Annotated in this window: 15 protein-coding genes and 1 pseudogene; 14 read left to right on the top strand and 2 right to left on the bottom strand. The window is 44.5% G+C overall.

The window, feature by feature from the left end; all coding sequences use genetic code 11:
* The first annotated feature begins 239 nt into the window (after positions 1-239).
* From serC to ihfB, 5 genes are all read left to right on the top strand, one after another.
* A complete protein-coding gene (serC, locus tag IQ209_RS11260; protein ID WP_193851386.1) occupies positions 240-1328 on the top strand; it encodes a 3-phosphoserine/phosphohydroxythreonine transaminase in 1089 nt (362 codons plus the stop codon).
* A gap of 91 nt (positions 1329-1419) precedes the next feature.
* Positions 1420-2727 (top strand): 3-phosphoshikimate 1-carboxyvinyltransferase, encoded by a 1308-nt coding sequence (gene aroA, locus IQ209_RS11255; RefSeq protein WP_193851385.1) that lies wholly within the window; start codon positions 1420-1422, stop codon positions 2725-2727.
* Positions 2728-2863: 136 nt separating this feature from the next.
* The gene (gene cmk, locus IQ209_RS11250) at positions 2864-3550 is read left to right on the top strand and encodes a (d)CMP kinase (RefSeq protein ID WP_193851384.1); all 687 of its coding nucleotides are present in this window, start codon (positions 2864-2866) and stop codon (positions 3548-3550) included.
* 194 nt (positions 3551-3744) lie between these two features.
* On the top strand, positions 3745-5418 hold the full coding sequence (gene rpsA / locus IQ209_RS11245; protein ID WP_193851383.1) for a 30S ribosomal protein S1: 1674 nt from the start codon (positions 3745-3747) through the stop codon (positions 5416-5418).
* Between the two features lie 74 nt (positions 5419-5492).
* A complete protein-coding gene (ihfB, locus tag IQ209_RS11240; protein WP_047767557.1) occupies positions 5493-5783 on the top strand; it encodes an integration host factor subunit beta in 291 nt (96 codons plus the stop codon).
* Positions 5784-5953: 170 nt separating this feature from the next.
* On the opposite strand, the gene IQ209_RS18320 is transcribed toward ihfB, so the two are convergent.
* On the bottom strand, positions 5954-6295 hold the full coding sequence (locus IQ209_RS18320) for a hypothetical protein (protein ID WP_228005839.1): 342 nt from the start codon (positions 6293-6295) through the stop codon (positions 5954-5956).
* A 121-nt stretch (positions 6296-6416) separates the two neighbouring features.
* On the opposite strand from IQ209_RS18320, the pseudogene IQ209_RS11235 reads away from it, so the two are divergent.
* The 5 genes and pseudogenes from IQ209_RS11235 to kdsB all read left to right on the top strand — a co-directional run.
* Positions 6417-8471 (top strand): annotated as a pseudogene (locus tag IQ209_RS11235) (ComEC family protein); the annotation flags it as partial.
* 35 nt (positions 8472-8506) lie between these two features.
* A complete protein-coding gene (gene msbA / locus IQ209_RS11230; protein WP_193851390.1) occupies positions 8507-10255 on the top strand; it encodes a lipid A ABC transporter ATP-binding protein/permease MsbA in 1749 nt (582 codons plus the stop codon).
* On the top strand, positions 10252-11244 hold the full coding sequence (gene lpxK, locus IQ209_RS11225) for a tetraacyldisaccharide 4'-kinase (protein WP_193851382.1): 993 nt from the start codon (positions 10252-10254) through the stop codon (positions 11242-11244). Before msbA ends, lpxK begins: the two co-directional genes overlap by 4 nt.
* Positions 11245-11374: 130 nt before the next feature.
* Positions 11375-11554, top strand: coding sequence for a Trm112 family protein (locus IQ209_RS11220; protein WP_193851381.1), 180 nt, complete (start codon positions 11375-11377; stop codon positions 11552-11554).
* A gap of 3 nt (positions 11555-11557) precedes the next feature.
* The gene (gene kdsB / locus IQ209_RS11215; protein ID WP_193851380.1) at positions 11558-12307 is read left to right on the top strand and encodes a 3-deoxy-manno-octulosonate cytidylyltransferase; all 750 of its coding nucleotides are present in this window, start codon (positions 11558-11560) and stop codon (positions 12305-12307) included.
* Positions 12308-12429: 122 nt separating this feature from the next.
* On the opposite strand, the gene elyC is transcribed toward kdsB, so the two are convergent.
* Positions 12430-13242 (bottom strand): envelope biogenesis factor ElyC, encoded by an 813-nt coding sequence (gene elyC, locus IQ209_RS11210; protein WP_193851379.1) that lies wholly within the window; start codon positions 13240-13242, stop codon positions 12430-12432.
* A 183-nt stretch (positions 13243-13425) separates the two neighbouring features.
* On the opposite strand from elyC, the gene cmoM reads away from it, so the two are divergent.
* Genes cmoM through mukB form a run of 4 tightly spaced genes read left to right on the top strand, consistent with a single transcriptional unit; the run spans position 13426 to position 20693 of the window.
* Positions 13426-14211, top strand: a complete 786-nt coding sequence (gene cmoM / locus IQ209_RS11205; protein ID WP_193851378.1) for a tRNA uridine 5-oxyacetic acid(34) methyltransferase CmoM — start codon at positions 13426-13428, stop codon at positions 14209-14211.
* On the top strand, positions 14208-15530 hold the full coding sequence (mukF, locus tag IQ209_RS11200) for a chromosome partition protein MukF (protein ID WP_193851377.1): 1323 nt from the start codon (positions 14208-14210) through the stop codon (positions 15528-15530). The genes cmoM and mukF overlap by 4 nt, the downstream gene beginning before the upstream one ends.
* A complete protein-coding gene (mukE, locus tag IQ209_RS11195; RefSeq protein ID WP_193851376.1) occupies positions 15511-16233 on the top strand; it encodes a chromosome partition protein MukE in 723 nt (240 codons plus the stop codon). Before mukF ends, mukE begins: the two co-directional genes overlap by 20 nt.
* On the top strand, positions 16230-20693 hold the full coding sequence (gene mukB / locus IQ209_RS11190) for a chromosome partition protein MukB (RefSeq protein ID WP_193851375.1): 4464 nt from the start codon (positions 16230-16232) through the stop codon (positions 20691-20693). Before mukE ends, mukB begins: the two co-directional genes overlap by 4 nt.
* The last annotated feature ends 139 nt before the right edge of the window (positions 20694-20832 follow it).

The following is a 20832-nucleotide window of genomic DNA, read 5'->3' as shown; positions in this document are numbered from 1 at the left end:
AACTTTGAGTTGAGATTGAATGTAATTTTTTAATTTACCTATATTAATGGATATAGTCTTAGTAGTTTTTAATATTCTAATTATTAATGTTTAGTTTATCAGCCAGTTATACAATGTGCTGTAGCCAATGGGCTGCAACAATATTTGCGACAATCTCTTAATAACCATTGCAGTGGCAGGGCGAGAATGATAAAACCAATGCGTCCGATTTTATTGTATCCATTGATAGGGTGAAGTTAATGAGTCAGGTATATAATTTCAGCGCTGGCCCAGCTATGTTGCCAGCGGAAGTGTTACGACGTGCAGAGCAGGAACTTTGCAACTGGCACGGCTTGGGGACATCTGTGATGGAAATTAGTCACCGCAGCAAAGAATTTGTGGCTGTTGCGGCAGAAGCAGAAAAAGATCTCCGAGATTTATTAGCCATACCTGAGAATTACAAGGTGCTGTTTTGTCACGGCGGTGCTCGTGGGCAATTTTCGGCGTTACCACTGAACTTACTGGGTGATAAATCGACAGCAGATTATATCGTTAGTGGCTACTGGTCTGAGTGTGCAGCGAAAGAAGCAGAAAAATATTGCACGCCAAATATCATTGATATCAGAACAGAAACGAACGGTGTCAAAAGTGCGAAGCCGATGAGCGAATGGGTCTTGAGCAGTGATGCTGCCTATGTTCATTATTGTCCTAATGAAACGATTGAAGGCGTTGCCATTTTTGAAGAGCCTGATTTCGGTGATGATAAAATTGTCATTGCCGATTACTCTTCAACCATTCTCTCTGCACCCATTGATGTTAGCCGTTATGGTGTTATTTATGCTGGGGCACAAAAAAATATCGGGCCAGCAGGGATTACCGTCGTCATTATCCGTGAAGATCTGCTGGGTAAAGCACACCCACATACACCCTCTATTTGGGATTATACTGTGCAGGCTCAATACGACTCTATGTATAACACGCCACCGACATTTGCATGGTATCTGTCTGGCATGGTATTCAAGTGGTTGAAAGAGCAGGGAGGGCTACAAGAGATCAGTAAACGCAATCATGTTAAAGCCAAACACCTCTATCATGCCGTTGATAACAGTAAGTTGTATATCAACCGTGTCGCTCCTCAAAACCGTTCTATCATGAATGTCCCCTTCCAACTGGCTAACCCCGCATTAGATGGTCAGTTTTTGGAAGAAGCCTATGCATACGGGCTACATGCATTGAAAGGGCACAAAGTTGCGGGTGGCGCTCGTGCTTCGATTTATAACGCTATGCCTTATGAAGGTGTAAACGCATTAGTTGAATTTATGGCTGATTTTGAACGCCGCAACGCATAATTTTTTATCGTCGGGAGGGATAACGCCTCCCGATCTCAAAATCCTCGATCTATCCTAAAAACTAAAATCATCTCTGGAGATTCCTTTCTTTATGCAATCCCTGACGATACAACCGATTTCCCATATTAATGGAACAATTAACTTGCCTGGCTCTAAGAGCGTTTCTAACCGCGCTTTGTTACTCGCTGCACTTGCTAAGGGAACAACCCGATTAACCAATTTGTTGGACAGCGATGATATCCGGTACATGCTTAACGCTCTGGCTGCATTGGGTATTTCCTATCGTCTCTCTGACAATCGGACTATCTGTGAAGTAGATGGCATTGGAGGCCGTATCACGGGCAAAAGTGATATTGAACTGTTTTTGGGCAATGCCGGTACAGCAATGCGCCCATTGGCCGCGGCTCTATGTTTAGGGGACAGCAGTTTAGGAGACAGCGGCATAAGTGTGGTGTTGACCGGTGAACCGCGGATGAAAGAGCGTCCAATTGGTCACTTGGTCGATGCATTGCGTCAAGGTGGGGCAGAAATTGATTATCTTGAACAGGAAAATTATCCGCCTTTACAGATCAAAGGGGGATTTTTAGGCGGAAAAGTGACCGTTGATGGCACTGTTTCCAGCCAATTCCTGACCGCTTTGTTGATGGCAGCGCCATTGGCAAAAAACGACACGGAAATCCACATACAAGGTGATTTGGTCTCTAAACCTTATATTGATATTACATTGGCACTAATGAAAAGTTTTGGTGTAACCGTAGACAATGAACAATATCAGGTTTTTTACATTAAAGGGCAACAGCAATATTTGTCTCCGGGGCAGTATCTGGTAGAAGGCGATGCTTCATCGGCATCTTATTTTCTGGCAGCGGCGGCAATTAAAGGCGGAACCGTTCGTGTCACGGGCATTGGCAGAAATAGCCTGCAAGGGGATACCCAATTTGCCAATGTGTTGGAGCAGATGGGGGCAAATATTCGTTGGGGGGACGATTTTGTCGAATGCGAACGCGGTACATTGACAGGCATTGATATGGATATGAACGCCATTCCTGATGCGGCAATGACGATTGCGACAACCGCGTTATTTGCACAGGGAGAAACTGTTATCCGCAATATCTATAATTGGCGGGTAAAAGAAACCGATCGGCTAAATGCAATGGCAACTGAATTGAGAAAAATAGGTGCCGAGGTGGAAGAAGGACATGATTATATTCGAATTTCCCCGCTAGAAAAGCTCAATCATGCTGCAATTGAGACCTATAATGATCACCGCATGGCGATGTGTTTCTCGTTGGTGGCCCTGTCGGATACTCCAGTTACTATCCTTGATCCAGGCTGTACAGCAAAGACATTCCCCGACTATTTCAATCAGCTCGAAAAGCTTAGCCAGTACGCAAAATAAATGGGCTTTGCCTGTTTCTCTCATCTGCTGAGCGCGTATAATAGGACAGGTTTTTATTGCTTGCTAATTAAGCAATTTTTACATTCGGTAAATGACCTGTCTGTTATACGAATGTTATGCGAAAAGGAGGATAATGATGGCGGCGATAGCCCCAGTAATAACCGTTGATGGGCCAAGTGGTGCTGGCAAGGGAACACTATGTCAGGCATTGGCAGAAGCGTTAGATTGGCAGTTGCTTGATTCAGGCGCCATTTATCGTGTATTGGCACTGGCTGCCATCCATCATCAGGTGGATATCCAGTCTGAAGACGCACTGGTTCCTCTGGCTGCAAACCTGGATGTTCGTTTTGTGCCTGCAAATGGCAAACTCCGGGTCATTCTGGAAGGCGAAGATGTCAGCAATGAAATTCGTACCGAAACTGTTGGAAATACGGCTTCACAAGCGGCAACATTCCCACGTGTCCGTGAAGCACTTTTACGTCGTCAGAGAGCCTTTCGCATTGCGCCTGGGCTGATAGCTGATGGTCGTGATATGGGAACCGTTGTATTTCCTGACGCGCCAGTGAAAATATTTCTTGATGCAAGTGCGGAAGAACGCGCCCGCAGACGTATGTTGCAGTTGCAGGAGAGCGGTTTTAGTGTTAACTTTGAAAATCTTTTGTCTGAGATACAAGAACGGGACTTCCGCGATCGCAATCGGGCAGTCGCGCCCTTAGTACCTGCACAAGATGCATTAATCTTGGATTCGACCAGTATGTCTATCGAAGAAGTGATTGATAAGGCACTGGTTTATGCGAAAAACACGCTGGAAATACCCGCATAATCGTTAATTTTCGCAAATAGGCTATTGCAGTAGCGTATCAAGAAGATGTATATAGAATTCTGGTGTATTGGTAGTGAAATATTCTGGTACACTAAAAACACCTTGTAACAGGGAAAAGTTGCGAGGTATGTAAAACAACCCCATTCGGCTGGAAGCTTAATGGACGTTAATTAAAAATCTTGAAGATCATAAACATGACAGAATCCTTTGCTCAACTCTTTGAAGAATCCCTACAGGTTATCGAAACTCGTCCAGGCGCCATCGTTCGTGGTGTTGTGGTTGCTATCGATAAAGACGTTGTATTGGTTGACGCAGGTCTGAAATCAGAATCTGCAATTCCTGTAGAACAATTCAAAAATGCTCAAGGTGAGCTGGAAATCCAGGTTGGCGATGAAATCGACGTAGCTTTGGATGCGGTAGAAGATGGTTTCGGTGAAACTGTCTTGTCTCGTGAGAAAGCGAAACGTCACGAAGCATGGCTGATGCTGGAAAAAGCATACGAAGAAGCTGAAACTGTCACTGGTATTATCAATGGCAAAGTAAAAGGTGGCTTCACTGTAGAACTGAACGGTATCCGTGCGTTCCTGCCAGGTTCACTGGTTGACGTTCGCCCAGTTCGTGACACTGCTCACCTTGAAGGCAAAGAGCTTGAGTTCAAAGTCATCAAGCTGGATCAGAAACGCAACAACGTAGTTGTTTCTCGTCGTGCTGTTATCGAATCTGAAAACAGTGCAGAGCGCGATCAGCTGCTGGAAAACCTGCAAGAAGGCATGGAAGTTAAAGGTATCGTTAAGAACCTGACTGACTACGGTGCATTCGTTGATCTGGGCGGCGTTGATGGCCTGCTGCACATTACTGATATGGCTTGGAAACGTGTTAAACACCCAAGCGAAATTGTCAATGTGGGCGATGAAATCACAGTTAAGGTACTGAAATTCGACCGTGAGCGTACTCGCGTATCTCTGGGTCTGAAACAACTGGGTGAAGATCCATGGGTAGCAATCGCTAAACGTTATCCAGAAAGTACTAAACTGACTGGTCGCGTAACTAACCTGACTGATTACGGCTGCTTCGTTGAAATCGAAGAAGGCGTTGAAGGTCTGGTACACGTTTCAGAAATGGATTGGACCAACAAGAACATCCACCCATCCAAAGTTGTTAACGTGGGTGACGTTGTGGAAGTTATGGTTCTGGATATCGATGAGGAACGTCGTCGTATCTCTCTGGGTCTGAAACAGTGCAAAGCTAACCCTTGGCAGCAATTTGCTGAGACTCACAACAAGAACGATCGCGTTGAAGGTAAAATCAAGTCTATCACTGACTTCGGTATCTTCATTGGTCTGGATGGCGGCATCGACGGCTTGGTTCACCTGTCTGACATCTCCTGGAACGTTGCAGGTGAAGAAGCAGTTCGTGAATACAAAAAAGGCGACGAAATCGCTGCTGTAGTTCTGCAAGTAGATGCAGAGCGTGAGCGTATCTCTCTGGGCATCAAGCAACTGGCAGAAGATCCATTCAACAATTACCTGTCTGTAAACAAGAAAGGTGTCATTGTTACTGGTAAAGTCACTGCAGTTGACGCAAAAGGTGCTACAGTTGAATTAGCTGACGGCGTTGAAGGTTACCTGCGTGCATCAGAAGCTTCTCGTGACCGCGTTGAAGATGCAACTCAAGTTCTGAACGTTGGCGATGAAGTTGAAGCTAAATATGTTGGCGTTGATCGCAAAAACCGCGTAATCAACCTGTCTGTTCGTGCAAAAGATGAAGCTGATGAAAAAGACGCTATCGCTTCTGTGAACAAACAAGAAGACACAAACTTTGCTAACAACGCAATGGCTGAAGCTTTCAAAGCAGCTAAAGGCGAATAATCTAAGTCAATAACGGCGGGTAATATTCTCTATAATGAGAATATTACCCGAATACGGTAGTTTAGGGAGGTACCATGACCAAGTCTGAATTGATCGAAAGACTTGCAGAGCAGCAATCTCACATGCCGGCCAAAGCCGTTGAAGATGCAGTGAAAGAAATGCTTGATCATATGGCAGAAACACTAGCCGCAGGTGAACGTATTGAAGTTCGCGGATTCGGCAGCTTTTCTCTTCACTACCGGGCTCCGCGTGTGGGGCGTAACCCCAAAACAGGTGAAAAAGTGGAATTGGACGGTAAATATGTCCCTCACTTTAAACCCGGTAAAGAGTTACGTGATCGCGTGAATATCTATAGCGATAGCTAAGAGATATCAGTTATTACTTAATTAAACTAACGGCACCTCAGGGTGCCGTTTTTTGTATATACCAATCGCCTTTCAAGATGCGTCTTATATCTCCCCACTACGCGGAGAGATATAAACAATCACATTGATTAGCAAGCTGCATCTTGAAGTGAGATGGGTATATATCTAATTTAATGTATCTCTGGTTTTTGTGAGAATAGACGTATTTTTTGGAATCGTTTCTTCTGTTTAAAAGTTAATTTGCGAAGCGATTCCACGAAAACATTTCTCTCACTGGCAGTAAGATTTACTATGTCATAATCTCTCTTGCGTGAATGGAATGTCAGCATAGAGGCATAATGGATGCAGCCTATAATATTTTCACTTTTTACCTGTTTATTTGCCATTTGGCGAAAACCGGTACCACTTATCAGTCTAAATTTGGCTGCATTAGCCATTATATTAGGAATTTTTCCCTTATTATTCCTTGCAGAGCTTCCGCAACAAAAAGTCATCCAATATTTGGTTACCATTGCATTTTGCTTATTATTTTTTCCTTATAAAATGATACGACTAATATCATTAGGATTATGGGCGTTTATTTTTGGATGTTGGCATGGCCATCATATATTGGCTTAAGTCACTTATTTCAGCGAAATGTCTCGCACTGCAATTGTTATGATTGACAGTGTATCGTTGGAAAAAAATACGAAGGAAAATGATAAAAAAGCACGTTATCGTATTAAGTTGATTGAGAGTGATGGGAAATATATTATTCCTGCCTTATATGCGTCAATATCATGGAATTCTCAAGAGTTGCTATGTGCTGGTCAGAAGTGGCAGATGACAATGAAACTCAGGCCTGTCCATGCTCAATTAAATCATGGTAGTTTTGATAGCCAACGATATTCACTTTCTATTCGCCAGCCATTGAATGGAAAAATTATTGAGGCAAAACCACTCGATAAAAATTGTAATCTTCGACAAGGTTTCATTAATAAGTTGTTACCAGAAATTCAGCCATTAAAACAAGCGGGTATTGCATTAGCACTCGCGTTTGGTGAAAGGACGTGGTTGGATAAATCCACTCGCTTGCTATTACAGCAGACAGGTATTGCTCATTTGATGGCAATTTCAGGGCTGCATATTGCAATGGCCAGCTTATTTGGCTGGAGTTTTGCGAGAATGACGCAATTTTTCTTTCCTGCAAAATGGATTGGATTTCGCTTTCCGTTGATCATGGGCTGGTTAACCGCAATACTGTATGGATGGTTGTCTGGTTGGGGAATTCCTGCCGTTCGGGCAATATTGGGGCTAACTTTATGGATTTATTTACGGTGCAAAAGCAGGCTTTGTTTTTCATGGCAATGGGCTTTATGGAGTGCCGCCCTTATTTTATTTTTTGATCCTTTGGCAATACTTTCTGACAGTTTCTGGCTCTCATTTACTGCGGTGATGGCACTGTTATTTTGGTTTTATTGGATGCCTTTACCAGGAAAAATACGTCAGGGTTGGCCGTGGTCATGGTTGCGCGGATTGCATATGCAGTTGGGGATGTTGCTAATGTTGTTGCCATTGCAGCTTTTGTTATTTCAGAGCGTTAATATTGCATCATTGGTGGCTAATCTGTGGGCTGTTCCAATTATCTCTTTTTTATCTGTTCCGTTGGTTATGTTGGGGATAGTTTGTCTCTTTCTTCCAGCTATCCAACCATTTTTATGGCAGCTTGTTGATTACAGCATTTTATTTGCTTTGGCACCTTTACCTATTTTGACATATTCATGGTTTGAAACAGGGCACTATCCAATTGTCATTACGTTAGTAGGCTGGTTTTTTGTTGTGATTTGGCGTTTAGGTTGGTGGCGATCTTATAAATGGTTGTTGGGCGTTTGCATTGGAATTATTGCGTGTTATTCCAAACGTTCCAATGATTATCAATGGCGTTTTTCCATGCTGGATGTGGGGCATGGATTAGCTGTGGTCATTGATAAGGGAGGAGAAGCGATTGTATTTGATACAGGAAATCGTTGGGAAACGGGCAGCATGGCAGAAAAAGTTATTGAACCTTATTTACGTTGGCATCGGTTAACACCAAGGCAGATAATCCTGAGTCATGATCATTTGGATCATACGGGAGGAATGGAATATCTAGCTGAAAAGTATCCCGATATCCAAATTAGAAGCCCTTCTCTAAATCAGTCTCATTTGCCTTGTGTCCGTGGTGAAAAGTGGACATGGCAAGGGTTAAATTTTGCCGTTCTTTGGCCACCAAAAAAGTCAGTTATAGTTGGCAATGATCAATCTTGCGTGATCCGTATTGATGATGGTAAGTACAGTCTATTATTAACAGGAGATTTAGAAAAGCAGGGCGAATACCGTTTATTGGAGCTTGAGAAGAATCATCTGCGTGCAACGATACTACAAGTACCTCATCATGGGAGTAACACCTCTTCTACTTCGGTATTTATACGCAGAGTTATGCCTCAGTATGCTTTGGCTTCAGTTGCGCGCTATAGCCCGTGGCGATTGCCTTCAGTAAAAGTAAAACAACGCTATAAAAATGCCGGAATTGAATGGCATAGCACAGCGGTTTCTGGTCAGATAACCGGCTATTTTTATCACGATAATTTTAAATTAAAAGGTTATCGACAACAAATAGTGTCACGATGGTATCATCAGTGGTTTGGTATTCGTGGCGATCATGAGTAGAATGATTCGCTATTTCTTTTGGTTTTGGTAACTCAATAATGAATGATAAAGACCTTTCTACTTGGCAGACCTTTCGTCGATTGTGGCCGATCATCACTCCTTTTAAAATCGGTCTGATAGTTTCGGCGGTTGCGCTAGTCATTAATGCTGCCGGTGATACATTGATGCTTTCCTTGTTGAAGCCTTTGCTTGATGAGGGTTTTGGCAAGGCAGACATTAGCGTATTGAAGTGGATGCCACTGGTTGTTATCGGATTGATGTTGTTGCGTGGCATATCTGGTTTTGTATCGAGTTATTGTCTCTCTTGGGTATCAGGCAAAGTGGTCATGCAGATGCGTCGCCGCTTGTTCAATCATATGATGGGAATGCCTGTTTCCTTCTTCGACCAGCAATCCACGGGAACTTTGCTTTCCCGTATTACATACGATTCAGAACAGGTTGCCTCCTCTTCCTCCGGCGCTTTAGTGACGGTTGTCAGGGAGGGAGCATCAATTATTGGCCTGTTTATACTGATGTTCTATTACAGTTGGGAACTTTCCCTTATTTTGATTGTCATTGCGCCGATAGTTGCAGGGGTTATTCGTCTTGTTTCCGTGCGTTTTCGTAATATCAGTAAAAATATGCAAAGCAGCATGGGGATGGTAACAACCAGTGCTGAACAGATGCTGAAAGGGCATAAAGAAGTTTTAATTTTTGGTGGTCAAAAAGTTGAAACTGAACGCTTTAGCAAAGTCAGTAACCATATGCGCCAGCAGGGTATGAAAATGGTCACTGCTGATTCCATTTCAGATCCGATTATCCAGCTTATTGCTTCTTTTGCACTGGCATTTATCCTTTATGCCGCCAGTTTTCCTGAAATTATGGGCGCCTTAACCGCAGGGAAAATCACTGTTGTATTTTCATCTATGATTGCCCTGATGCGCCCATTAAAGTCATTAACTAACGTTAATGCCCAATTCCAACGTGGTATGGCTGCATGTCAGACCTTATTTACTATCCTGGATATGGAACAGGAAAAAGACGAAGGTAAATTGGAAATCAAAAAGGCAAAAGGCAATCTTGAATTCCGTCATGTTACTTTCTGTTATCCAACCAAGGATCATCCTGCATTGAAAAATATTTCAATGACAATCCCAGCGGGAAAGACGATTGCATTGGTGGGGCGTTCAGGATCAGGTAAATCGACAATTGCTAATCTCATGACGCGTTTTTATGACGTGAATGAAGGTGAGATAGTATTAGACGGTCATGATCTGCGTGAATATACCCTGGCTTCACTGCGTAACCAAATCGCGTTGGTATCGCAAAATGTCCATCTATTCAATGATACGGTTGCCAATAATATTGCTTACGCCAGCGAAGGATGCTTTAGCCGCGAAGAGATAGAGCGGGCGGCAGAAATGGCTTATGCAATGGACTTTATCAAAAAACTGGATAATGGCCTTGATACCATGATCGGTGAAAATGGTGTTTTGCTTTCTGGGGGCCAGCGTCAGCGTATTGCGATTGCCCGTGCTTTATTGCGTGATTCTCCGATTTTAATTTTGGATGAAGCCACTTCTGCATTAGATACAGAATCTGAACGTGCAATTCAGGCTGCATTAGATGAATTACAGAAAAACAGAACTTCATTGGTCATTGCTCACCGTCTTTCTACTATTGAAAATGCCGATGAAATTATCGTCATTGAAGATGGGAATATCATAGAAAGGGGTAACCATGCGATTCTGTTGCAACATGATGGCGCATATGCACAGTTACATAGGATGCAATTTGGTCAATGATTGAACGCATATGGTCAGGCCGCTCACGGCTTTACATCGTATTATTACCATTATCAGCCCTTTATGGGCTGGTAAGCAGTTTGCGGCGTTTAAGCTATAAGTTAGGATTGAGCCGCTCATGGAAGGCGCCAGTGCCTGTTGTTGTTGTCGGTAACTTGACAGCAGGGGGAAATGGCAAAACCCCGGTTGTTATTTGGCTGGTTGAACAGTTGCAGCAAAGAGGCTATCGGGTTGGTGTTGTTTCGCGTGGTTATGGCGGGAAGTCGGAATATTACCCGCTACTGGTTACCGATGAAGTGACAACGGCACAAGCAGGAGATGAACCTGTTTTAATTCGTCGTCGCACGGAGGCGTCTGTTGTGGTGGCACCAAAGCGAACCGAAGCCATTCAGGCATTATTAGCACACGCTCCGGTTGATATCGTCATTACCGATGATGGACTTCAACATTATGCCTTGCAGCGTGATTATGAGATTGTGGTGATTGATGGCGTTCGTCGTTTTGGTAATGGCTGCTGGCTACCTGCTGGCCCTATGCGAGAATTGGCGGGGCGCTTGAATAGCGTCAATACCATCATTGTTAATGGTGGAACACCAGAATCGGGTGAATTACCAATGACCTTAAAGGGCGATTTGGCGGTTAATTTGCTGACTGGGGAAACGCAAAAGGTGACTGATCTTTCCAATAGCATTGCGATGGCAGGAATTGGTCATCCACCGCGTTTTTTTGCAACATTGCAGCAATTAGGGGCGAAGTTACAGAAAACATACGCTTTTGCTGATCATCAGGCTTACGAAAAATCTCAATTATTGGCTCTGGTAAATAGTGATCAAAATTTATTGATGACAGAAAAAGATGCGGTTAAATGTTTCCAATTTGCGCAACCTAACTGGTGGTATTTGCCTGTACACGCTGAATTGCCAGAGGAAAAAGGGCAAAAGGTATTAAACGATATTTGTGCTTTACTGCCAGAATTAAATACTCGCTAATAATGTTGGGCTATTCTCACCATACTAAACAAAATAAGGGAAATTAAACAAAGCAACAAAGTTAACGGTGATACATTGCTTGTGGTATTCTGAGCCACATTAAATTTGAGACCCGTTACTTGGGGGATATATGGATCACCGTTTACTCGAAATCATTGCTTGTCCGCTATGTCATGGCAAGCTCAGTTATGACAAAGAAAACTCTGAGCTGATTTGTAAGTTTGATCGTCTCGCTTTTCCCTTCCGTGATGGCATCCCTGTGTTGCTAGAAAATGAAGCACGTGTCTTGCCTACAGAGGAAAATCAATAACCCATGTTCACCGTTATCATTCCAGCTCGTTTTTCTTCAACCCGTTTACCTGGAAAACCATTGGCTGATATCCATGGTAAGCCAATGGTTGTGCATGTGATGGAACGGGCTGTCCGTTCTGGTGCTGAGCGAGTTATTGTGGCGACAGATAATCAAGAAGTGTTTGATGCTGTGATTGCCGCGGGCGGTGAAGCTTGCATGACACGTGAAAATCACCATTCGGGTACAGAGCGTTTGGCTGAGGTTATCGATAAATACCAATTTGCTGATGATGAAATTATTGTAAATGTTCAGGGTGATGAACCCCTTATTCCAGAACAGATCATCAAGCAGGTGGCTGATAATTTAGCTGACAGTGATGCCGGAATGGCAACGCTTGCCGTACCGATCCAGGATGCGGAAGAGGCATTTAATCCCAATGCTGTCAAAGTTGTGATGGATTCGCAAGGTTATGCTCTCTATTTTTCTCGCGCCACGATCCCGTGGGAACGTGATCGTTTTATGCAATCAACAGAGACTATTGGAGACCATTTCCTGCGTCATATTGGAATTTATGCGTATCGGGCAGGGTTTATTCGGCGCTATGTTCAGTGGGTGCCAAGTCCATTGGAAAGTATCGAAATGCTCGAACAATTAAGGGTGCTTTGGTACGGTGAAAAAATTCATGTAGCAAAAGCACTGCAAGCACCCGGAGCAGGTGTTGATACACCGGAAGATCTGGACACTGTCAGAAAAGTTTTTGCCACGCTCTGATCTTCTTGTCTGAAATCAGGCGAGATTTAAAAGAGAATGCCATAACGTTTATGCGCATTCTCTTTTTTCTTTCTCGTTTCGTCACGTTTCACATCTAATTCTGATGTTATTTCTCATCACCTTTATTGCTGAAGATCTTTTGATTTTTCAATACGCATATCCTGACTTACAGGTTTAATAGCCTGCCAGATGCGGCCTAATGTCTCATACCAGGCACGCTCAGTGTGTGATAAATAGTAGGAAGAAGGAAGATATTTTTCCCACGAATATAAAGGCGTTGTGACAGCTAATTGATTGGCAGGGCCTGCAATGGGATGCAGGCCTCGTTGTGCAAAAAACTTGAGAGATCGTTCCATATGATTGGCAGAAGTGACAAGAATGAAAGGTTGTTGTCCCACGACTTTTTCAACTTCAGTAGCTTCTTCTTCTGTATCCAAGGGTTTTTTTAATGCTATCGTGTCTTCTACAGGAATTCCCAGAGATTGTGCTACCATAGCAGCAACTTCGGCACTGCTAATGGCATTAACGCCTTTACCGCCAGTAAAAATCATTTTAGCCCCAGGATTGAGACGATATAACCGAATTCCCTCAGTCACTCTGGGCAAGCTGTTACTGATAAGGTTGGCGCTGGGAGCCCATTGGGGGTTATAAGTAAATCCGCCGCCAAGAACCACAATATATTTTATGGGAGTGATAGGTGTTGTGTCTGGTTCATAGCGCTGGACATATTTTCCCTCGACAGGGAGTAAGAGTTTATCCGCGATAGGTTGTAAACTAAATAAAAGTAATATCAACCAACTGAGTGATAAAATGGCTTTCCCTGTTTTTTGCCAGCGGGTGAACCATAGTAATAACAGGGCGGCAAAAGAGACAATAATAATCAACGGCAAAGGCATTAATAGCGAGCCGATATATTTTTTTAACAGAAATAACATTGATTGGCCTTGGGTTGGTTAAATTGTAATCGCGCAATGGCAAATTTAAGGCTAAAAGTAGTTAATTAAATGATTACTGTGCCAAAATAATAGTAGTAAAAATATCGGTAGTAAAAATAGCAGTAGATAGCATAACTACTCAATAGATAAATTAAACTTAGCTTATAAATGGGGCAGCTTTTCATGCGGGATCGCAATTTCGATGATATTGCAGACAAATTTTCGCGTAATATTTACGGCACAACCAAAGGTAAAATCAGGCAGGCCGTTGTCTGGCAGGATATTAACGAATTGCTGAATTATTTGCCTCAACGTCCTTTGCGTATTTTGGATGCGGGGGGCGGTGAAGGTAATATGGCTTGCCAATTAGCTGAATTAGGACATCAGGTCATACTTTGTGACCTATCAAAAGAGATGATCCAGAGAGCAAAACATAACGCCGAAGAGCGGGGCCTTCTCGATCAGATGCAGTTTATTCAAAGCCCGGTACAGGAAATTCACCAGCATATTGAACGGCCCGTTGATCTGATTTTATTTCATGCTGTATTGGAGTGGATCACCGACCAAAAAGATGCAATAGAAACATTGGAAAAGATAATAACGCCCGGTGGTGCACTTTCATTAATGTTTTATAATGCTAATGGGTTGGTTATGCGTAACGCCATTTTGGGTAACTTTCATTTGGCGACACCTAATATCCAGCGTCGTCGGAAACGTTCTCTATCGCCACAACATCCATTAATACCGGAACAGGTATATCAATGGCTAACTGAACTTAAGATGGAAATAACAGGTAAAACAGGCGTGAGAGTTTTTCACGATTACCTACAAAGTCGTCAATTACAAGACACAGATTTTCCAGCGTTGCTTGAACTTGAACAGCGTTATTGCAGACGGGAGCCCTATATCAGCCTAGGGCGTTACATTCATGTGATGGCACGCAAGCCTACCTTAAAGAGCGAATTATGAGTGAATATTCCCAGACGGTTCCTGAACTTGTGTCCTGGGCCAGAAAAAATGATTTTTCAATTGCGTTGCCACCAGAACGCTTGGCTTTTTTGCTGGCTATTGCCGTATTAAACAGTGAGCGGCTTGATGGTGAAATGAGTGAAGGGGAGCTGGTGGATGCCTTTCGTGAAGTGTGTAAAGGTTTTGAACAGACTTCGGAAGCGGTATCTGTCAGGGCGAATAATGCCATTAACGATATGGTTCGCCAGAAGTTACTTAACCGTTTTACCAGTGAATTGGCGGATGGCAATGCCATTTATCGTCTGACTCCGTTGGGAATGGGTATCAGTGATTATTACATCCGCCAGCGTGAATTCTCCACGTTGCGTCTTTCTATGCAGTTATCCATCGTCGCTAACGAATTGCACCGAGCAGCAGAGGCAGCCGAAGAAGGGGGTGATGAATTACATTGGCACCGCAATGTTTTTGCTCCCCTCAAATATTCTGTCGCTGAAATTTTTGACAGCATCGATATGTCCCAGCGCTTGATGGATGAACAGCAAAACAGCGTAAAAACCGATATTGCCGCACTACTCAATCAGGATTGGCAGGCCGCCATCGCTAATTGCGAACAACTGCTGTCTGAAACCTCCGGCACACTACGGGAACTTCAGGATACATTAGAAGCTGCGGGTGATAAATTGCAAGCTAATCTATTACGTATCCAGACCGCAAATATGGACAGCAGCGGTTCTGAGCTGGTGGATAAACTGGTTTTTGACTTGCAAAGCAAACTGGATCGCATTATCAGTTGGGGGCAACAAACCATTGATTTGTGGATAGGTTATGACCGTCACGTTCACAAATTTATCCGAACCGCCATTGATATGGATAAAAACTGCATTTTTGCCCAGCGTCTTCGTCAATCCATTCAACACTATTTTGACAGCCCGTGGGCTCTGACTGTTGCTAATGCAGAACGTTTTCTGGATATGCGTGATGAAGAGCTGACTCTGCGTAATGAAGAGGTAATGGGAGAATTACCGCCAGAAATGGAATACGAAGAGTTTAGTGAAATTAATGAACAATTAGCTGAAATGGTAGAACAGGCGCTGGCGGTTTACCAACAGGCAAAACTTCCTCTGGATTTGGGGGCTGTACTGCGCGACTACCTTGTCCAGTATCCACGTAAACGCCATTTTGATGTGGCGCGTATCTTGGTGGATCAAGCAGTCAGGTTGGGCGTTGCAGAAGCGGATTTCTCTGGTTTGCCAGCGGAATGGTTAGCGATTAATGATTACGGAGCCAAGGTACAGGCACATGTCATCGACACATATTGAACAACTTATGCCAGTGAAACTGGCTCAGGCATTATCCAATACACTTTTCCCTGAATTAGACAGCCAGCTGCGATCTGGGCGTCATATCAGCCTGGATGATCTTGATAATCATGCGTTTTTGATGGATTTTCAGGAAGAGTTGGAAATGTTTTATGCGCGTTATAACGTCGAGTTAGTCCGTGCACCAGAAGGTTTTTTCTACCTGCGTCCCCGTTCGACCGCGCTGATCCCGCGATCTGTGCTGTCTGAATTGGATATGATGGTAGGTAAGATCTTGTGTTACCTCTACCTTAGCCCTGAGCGCTTGTCCAACCAGGGAATATTTACCTTTCAGGAGCTGTACGAAGAATTACTGTCATTGGCAGATGAAAATAAGCTGGTGAAATTTGTCAACCAACGTTCGACTGGTTCAGATCTGGACAAACAGAAATTGCAGGAAAAAGCGCGCACTGCCTTAAACCGCTTACGCCGTCTGGGTATGGTTTATTTCCTGCAAAACGACAGCAATAAATTTACGCTTACCGAAGCGGTATTTCGCTTCGGTGCAGATGTACGCAGCGGTGATGACCCACGCGAGGCACAATTACGGATGATCCGTGATGGTGAAGCCATGCCAATAGAAGGGGAAACAACGCAGGAAGATAATGAACATGAAGAAGCATCAGGGCATTCAGCAGAAGGTACGGAGGATGAGCAGTCATGATTGAACGCGGTAAATTTCGCTCACTGACGTTAGTTAATTGGAACGGTTTTTTTGCCAGAACGTTTGATCTTGACGAGCTTGTGACGACCCTATCAGGTGGTAATGGTGCAGGTAAATCAACCACGATGGCGGCGTTTGTGACCGCATTAATCCCTGATTTAACACTGCTCCATTTCCGCAATACGACAGAAGCGGGTGCAACCTCGGGTTCACGTGATAAAGGGTTGCACGGTAAGTTACGGGCAGGTGTTTGCTATTCCACGTTGGATGTTGTTAACTCCCGCCATCAACGGATCATCACCGGAGTCCGTTTACAACAGGTGGCAGGACGTGACCGAAAAGTTGATATTAAACCCTTTATGATTCAGGGCGTTCCTGCGTCGATTCAGCCAACGCAGTTATTGACTGACAATATCAACGAACGTCAGGCGCGGGTTCTGCCGTTAAATGAACTAAAGGAACGTCTTGATGAGATGGAAGGTGTTCAGTTCAAACAATTTAACTCGATTACCGATTACCACGCCTTGATGTTTGATTTGGGCGTGATCCCAAAACGTTTGCGTTCAGCGAGTGACCGCAGCAAGTTTTATCGTCTGATAGAAGCATCATTATATGGCGGGATTTCCAGTGCGATTACCCGTTCATTGCGTGATTACTTGTTACCGGAAAACAGCGGCGTCAGAAAAGCCTTTCAGGATATGGAAGCCGCATTGCGTGAAAACCGCATTACGCTGGAAGCTATCCGTGTCACCCAATCCGACCGTAATCTTTTCAAGCACCTTATCACAGAAGCTACGGCTTATGTGTCTGCTGACTATATGCGCCATGCCAACGAACGCCGCGTTCATCTGGATGAGGCATTGGCTCTGCGCAGTGAATTATTTGGCAGCCGTCGTCAACGGGTCGCTGAACAATATCGCCATGTTGAAATGGCGAGGGAACTGGCAGAACAAAGCGGAGCCTCTTCTGATTTAGAAATGGATTATCAGGCGGCCAGTGATCACCTGAATCTGGTTCAAACGGCGATGCGTCAGCAGGAAAAAATCGATCGCTACCAATCTGATGTTGAAGAACTGACCTACCGACTGGAAGAACAGGGCGAAGTTGTAGAAGAGGCGAGAGATCTACAGGCGGAATATGAAGCCACATTTGAAGCGGCAGAACAAGAAGTTGATGAACTGAAAAGCCAGCTTGCTGACTATCAACAAGCTTTGGATGTGCAGCAAACTCGCGCTATTCAATATCAGCAAGCATTGCAAGCGTTAGAACGTGCCCGTGAACTTTGCCAGCTTCCAGATCTGTCGATAGAAAATGCCGACGAATGGCAGGAAACCTATCAGGCCAAAGCGCAGCAAGCGACAGAGATGTTGTTGGCACTGGAACAGAAATTGAGCGTCGCTGACGCAGCACATAGTCAGTTTGAGCAGGCTTACCAACTGGTAAAAAGTATTGTTGGTGAAGTAAGTCGCAGTGGAGCGTGGCAAGCCGCTCGTGAAGCATTGCGTGAATGGTCATCCCGGCGTCATCTGGCTGAGCGCATCCAACCTTTGCGTATCCAGTTGGCTGAGCTAGAACAACGTCTGAACAGTCAGCAAAATGCAGAACGTTTGCTGGAAGAGTTCTGTAAACGTCATAACCAGCAATATCAGGCAGAAGACCTGGAGGCGTTACGGGGTGAACTGGAAGCTCAGTTGGAAGAATTGAGCCTGGGCGCCAATGAAAGCGGTGAACGTCGTATTCAAATACGCCAGGAATTTGAACAGCTCAAGCAAAAAATTCAAGGGCTGACCGCACGGGCGCCTGTATGGTTGGCAGCACAGGAAGCCTTGCAGCAGCTGAGTGAACAATGCAATGAAACCTTCGAAAATAGTCACGATGTGACTGAATATATGCAGCAATTGCTTGAACAAGAGCGTGAAATTACGGTCGAACGTGATGATATTGCTGCACAGAAACGTGAACTGGAAAAACAGATTGAGCGTCTGAACCAACCAAGTGGTGCCGAAGATAGCCGATTGCTCGCATTGGCAGAGCGTTTTGGTGGTGTTTTGTTGTCTGAAATTTATGACGACATTACCATTGATGACGCACCTTATTTCTCCGCATTGTATGGTCCAGCACGTCATGCAATTGTTGTGCCTGATCTCTCACTACTTCGTCCACATTTGGAAACATTGGAAGATTGCCCGGAAGATCTCTATTTAATTGAGGGTGATCCACAGTCCTTTGATGACAGCGTCTTCCATTTTGAAGAGCAGGAAAACGCGGTTCTAGTGAAATCATCCGATCGCCAATGGCGTTATTCCCGTTATCCTGAAGTTCCATTATTTGGGCGGGCAGCAAGAGAAAGTCGTCTGGAAGCACTCAGTCTTGAGCGTGATACGCTGGCAGAGCGTTACGCGACACTTTCGTTTGATGTGCAGAAAGTTCAGCGTGCGCATCAGGCTTTCAGCCGTTTTGTGGGTAAACACCTTTCTGTTGCGTTTGATGATGATCCAGAAGCAGAAATTCGTCGCCTGAGTCAGCGTCGTACTGAATTGGAGCGTGAGTTATCGCAATTTGAAACCCAGGCTCAGCAGCATCAGCAGAAACTGGTTCAGGTGAAAGAGAGCCTGTCACTATTGAATCGTTTGATTCCACAAATGACGATTTTGTTGGATGAAACCTTGCTTGATCGCGTGGAAACAGTCCGTGAAGAAATGAGTGAGGCTCAGGAAGCTGTGCGTTTCCTGCAACAACACGATAATGCTTTGGTTAAACTTGAACCATTGGTTTCGGTCTTGCAAAGTGATCCACAGCAACATGAACAGTTGCAGAAGGATTATGAGGCCGCAAAACACAGCCAGAATCAGGCTAAACAACAAGCCTTTGCCTTGACTGAAGTTGTGCAACGTCGTGCGCATTTCAGCTATAGCGACTCAGCCGGTATGCTTAACGAAAATACCGACCTGAACGACAAACTGCGTCAACGCCTTGAACACGCAGAATCTGATCGTAGCCGTGCGCGTGAGCAATTGCGTCAGCAGCAAGCACAATATGCACAATTCAATCAAGTATTGGCATCACTGAAAAGTTCTTATGACACTAAGCAAGATATGTTGAAAGAACTTGAGCAGGAGTTGAAAGATATCGGTGTCCAGGCAGATGCCAACGCCGAAAATCGTGCCCGTGAACGCCGTGATCAGCTTCACGCCGCTGTGAGTGCTAACCGTTCCCGCATTAATCAGCTTGAGAAACAGATCGCGTTCTGTGAAGCGGAAATGGAAAATCTCCAGAAAAAACTGCGTAAATCTGAGCGTGATTATTACCAGAAGCGTGAGCAGGTGGTCTCTTCCAAGGCGGGCTGGTGTGCAGTTATGCGTATGGTGAAAGACAACGGCGTTGAACGTCGCTTACATCGCCGCGAACTGGCTTATATGGATGGTGATGAGCTGCGTTCAATGTCGGATAAGGCGCTGGGGGCATTGCGTCTGGCTGTAGCCGATAATGAACATCTGCGCGATGCGTTGCGTTTATCCGAAGATCCGAAGCGTCCTGAGCGTAAGATCCAATTCTTTGTGGCGGTTTACCAGCATCTGCGTGAACGTATCCGGCAGGATATTATTCGAACGGATGATCCGGTCGATGCCATTGAACAGATGGAAATTGAATTGGCGCGTTTGACGGAAGAATTAACCGCCCGTGAACAGAAACTGGCGATCAGTTCCAAAAGTGTGGCGAATATTATTCGTAAAACCATTCAACGTGAACAGAACCGCATTCGTATGTTGAACCAAGGGTTGCAGGTAGTTTCTTTTGGACAGGTTGGTGGTGTGCGTCTGAATGTGAATGTGCGTGAAAGTCATTCCCTCTTGTTAGATGTGCTTTCTGAACAACAGGAACAGCATCAGGATCTGTTCAATAGCCAGCGTCTGACCTTCTCAGAAGCGATGGCGAAGCTTTATCAGCGCCTGAACCCACAAATCGATATAGGGCAACGTCTGCCTCAGACTATTGGTGAAGAATTACTGGATTACCGCAATTACCTTGAGCTGGAAGTGGAAGTTAACCGAGGTTCGGATGGCTGGCTAAAAGCAGAAAGTGGGGCACTTTCTACCGGAGAAGCGATTGGTACGGGGATGTCCATTTTGGTCATGGTTGTACAGAGCTGGGAAGAGGAATCACGTCGTCTGCGTGGTAAAGATATTTCACCATGCCGACTGCTCTTCCTTGATGAAGCTGCCCGATTAGATGCGAAATCCATTGCAACGCTGTTTGAGTTATGTGAACGCTTACATATGCAGTTAATTATCGCTGCGCCGGAAAATATCAGCCCCGAAAAAGGGACAACTTATAAACTGGTACGTAAGATTTTCAATAACCAAGAACATGTACATGTTGTTGGGCTGCGTGGTTTTGGTCAGGATATTCCTGTTACGGGGCAGTCACAAACACAGACACAGCCTATATTGCAAGAATAACTTCATCACTGAGTGATATTTTTCTGAGAAAGGGACACGTTATGTCCCTTTCTTAATTGAGATAGCACCTATTTTAGATATTTGTTGCCTTGTGCGGTATGTCTCGTTTTGATGTGATGGGAAAGTTTACTATTTCGCA

Source organism: Xenorhabdus sp. BG5, assembly GCF_015163665.1.
Classification (GTDB): domain Bacteria; phylum Pseudomonadota; class Gammaproteobacteria; order Enterobacterales; family Enterobacteriaceae; genus Xenorhabdus.
This window is presented reverse-complemented; position numbering and strand designations above follow the sequence as displayed.

Bases quoted from the DNA above. Each gene is read 5' to 3' on its own strand.
- serC (WP_193851386.1), top strand. From the start codon at position 240: ATGAGTCAGGTATATAATTTCAGCGCTGGCCCAGCTATGTTGCCAGCG.
- aroA (WP_193851385.1), top strand. From the start codon at position 1,420: ATGCAATCCCTGACGATACAACCGATTTCCCATATTAATGGAACAATT.
- cmk (WP_193851384.1), top strand. From the start codon at position 2,864: ATGGCGGCGATAGCCCCAGTAATAACCGTTGATGGGCCAAGTGGTGCT.
- rpsA (WP_193851383.1), top strand. From the start codon at position 3,745: ATGACAGAATCCTTTGCTCAACTCTTTGAAGAATCCCTACAGGTTATC.
- ihfB (WP_047767557.1), top strand. From the start codon at position 5,493: ATGACCAAGTCTGAATTGATCGAAAGACTTGCAGAGCAGCAATCTCAC.
- IQ209_RS18320 (WP_228005839.1), bottom strand. From the start codon at position 6,295: ATGGTAACCAAATATTGGATGACTTTTTGTTGCGGAAGCTCTGCAAGG.
- lpxK (WP_193851382.1), top strand. From the start codon at position 10,252: ATGATTGAACGCATATGGTCAGGCCGCTCACGGCTTTACATCGTATTA.
- IQ209_RS11220 (WP_193851381.1), top strand. From the start codon at position 11,375: ATGGATCACCGTTTACTCGAAATCATTGCTTGTCCGCTATGTCATGGC.
- kdsB (WP_193851380.1), top strand. From the start codon at position 11,558: ATGTTCACCGTTATCATTCCAGCTCGTTTTTCTTCAACCCGTTTACCT.
- elyC (WP_193851379.1), bottom strand. From the start codon at position 13,242: ATGTTATTTCTGTTAAAAAAATATATCGGCTCGCTATTAATGCCTTTG.
- cmoM (WP_193851378.1), top strand. From the start codon at position 13,426: ATGCGGGATCGCAATTTCGATGATATTGCAGACAAATTTTCGCGTAAT.
- mukF (WP_193851377.1), top strand. From the start codon at position 14,208: ATGAGTGAATATTCCCAGACGGTTCCTGAACTTGTGTCCTGGGCCAGA.
- mukE (WP_193851376.1), top strand. From the start codon at position 15,511: ATGTCATCGACACATATTGAACAACTTATGCCAGTGAAACTGGCTCAG.
- mukB (WP_193851375.1), top strand. From the start codon at position 16,230: ATGATTGAACGCGGTAAATTTCGCTCACTGACGTTAGTTAATTGGAAC.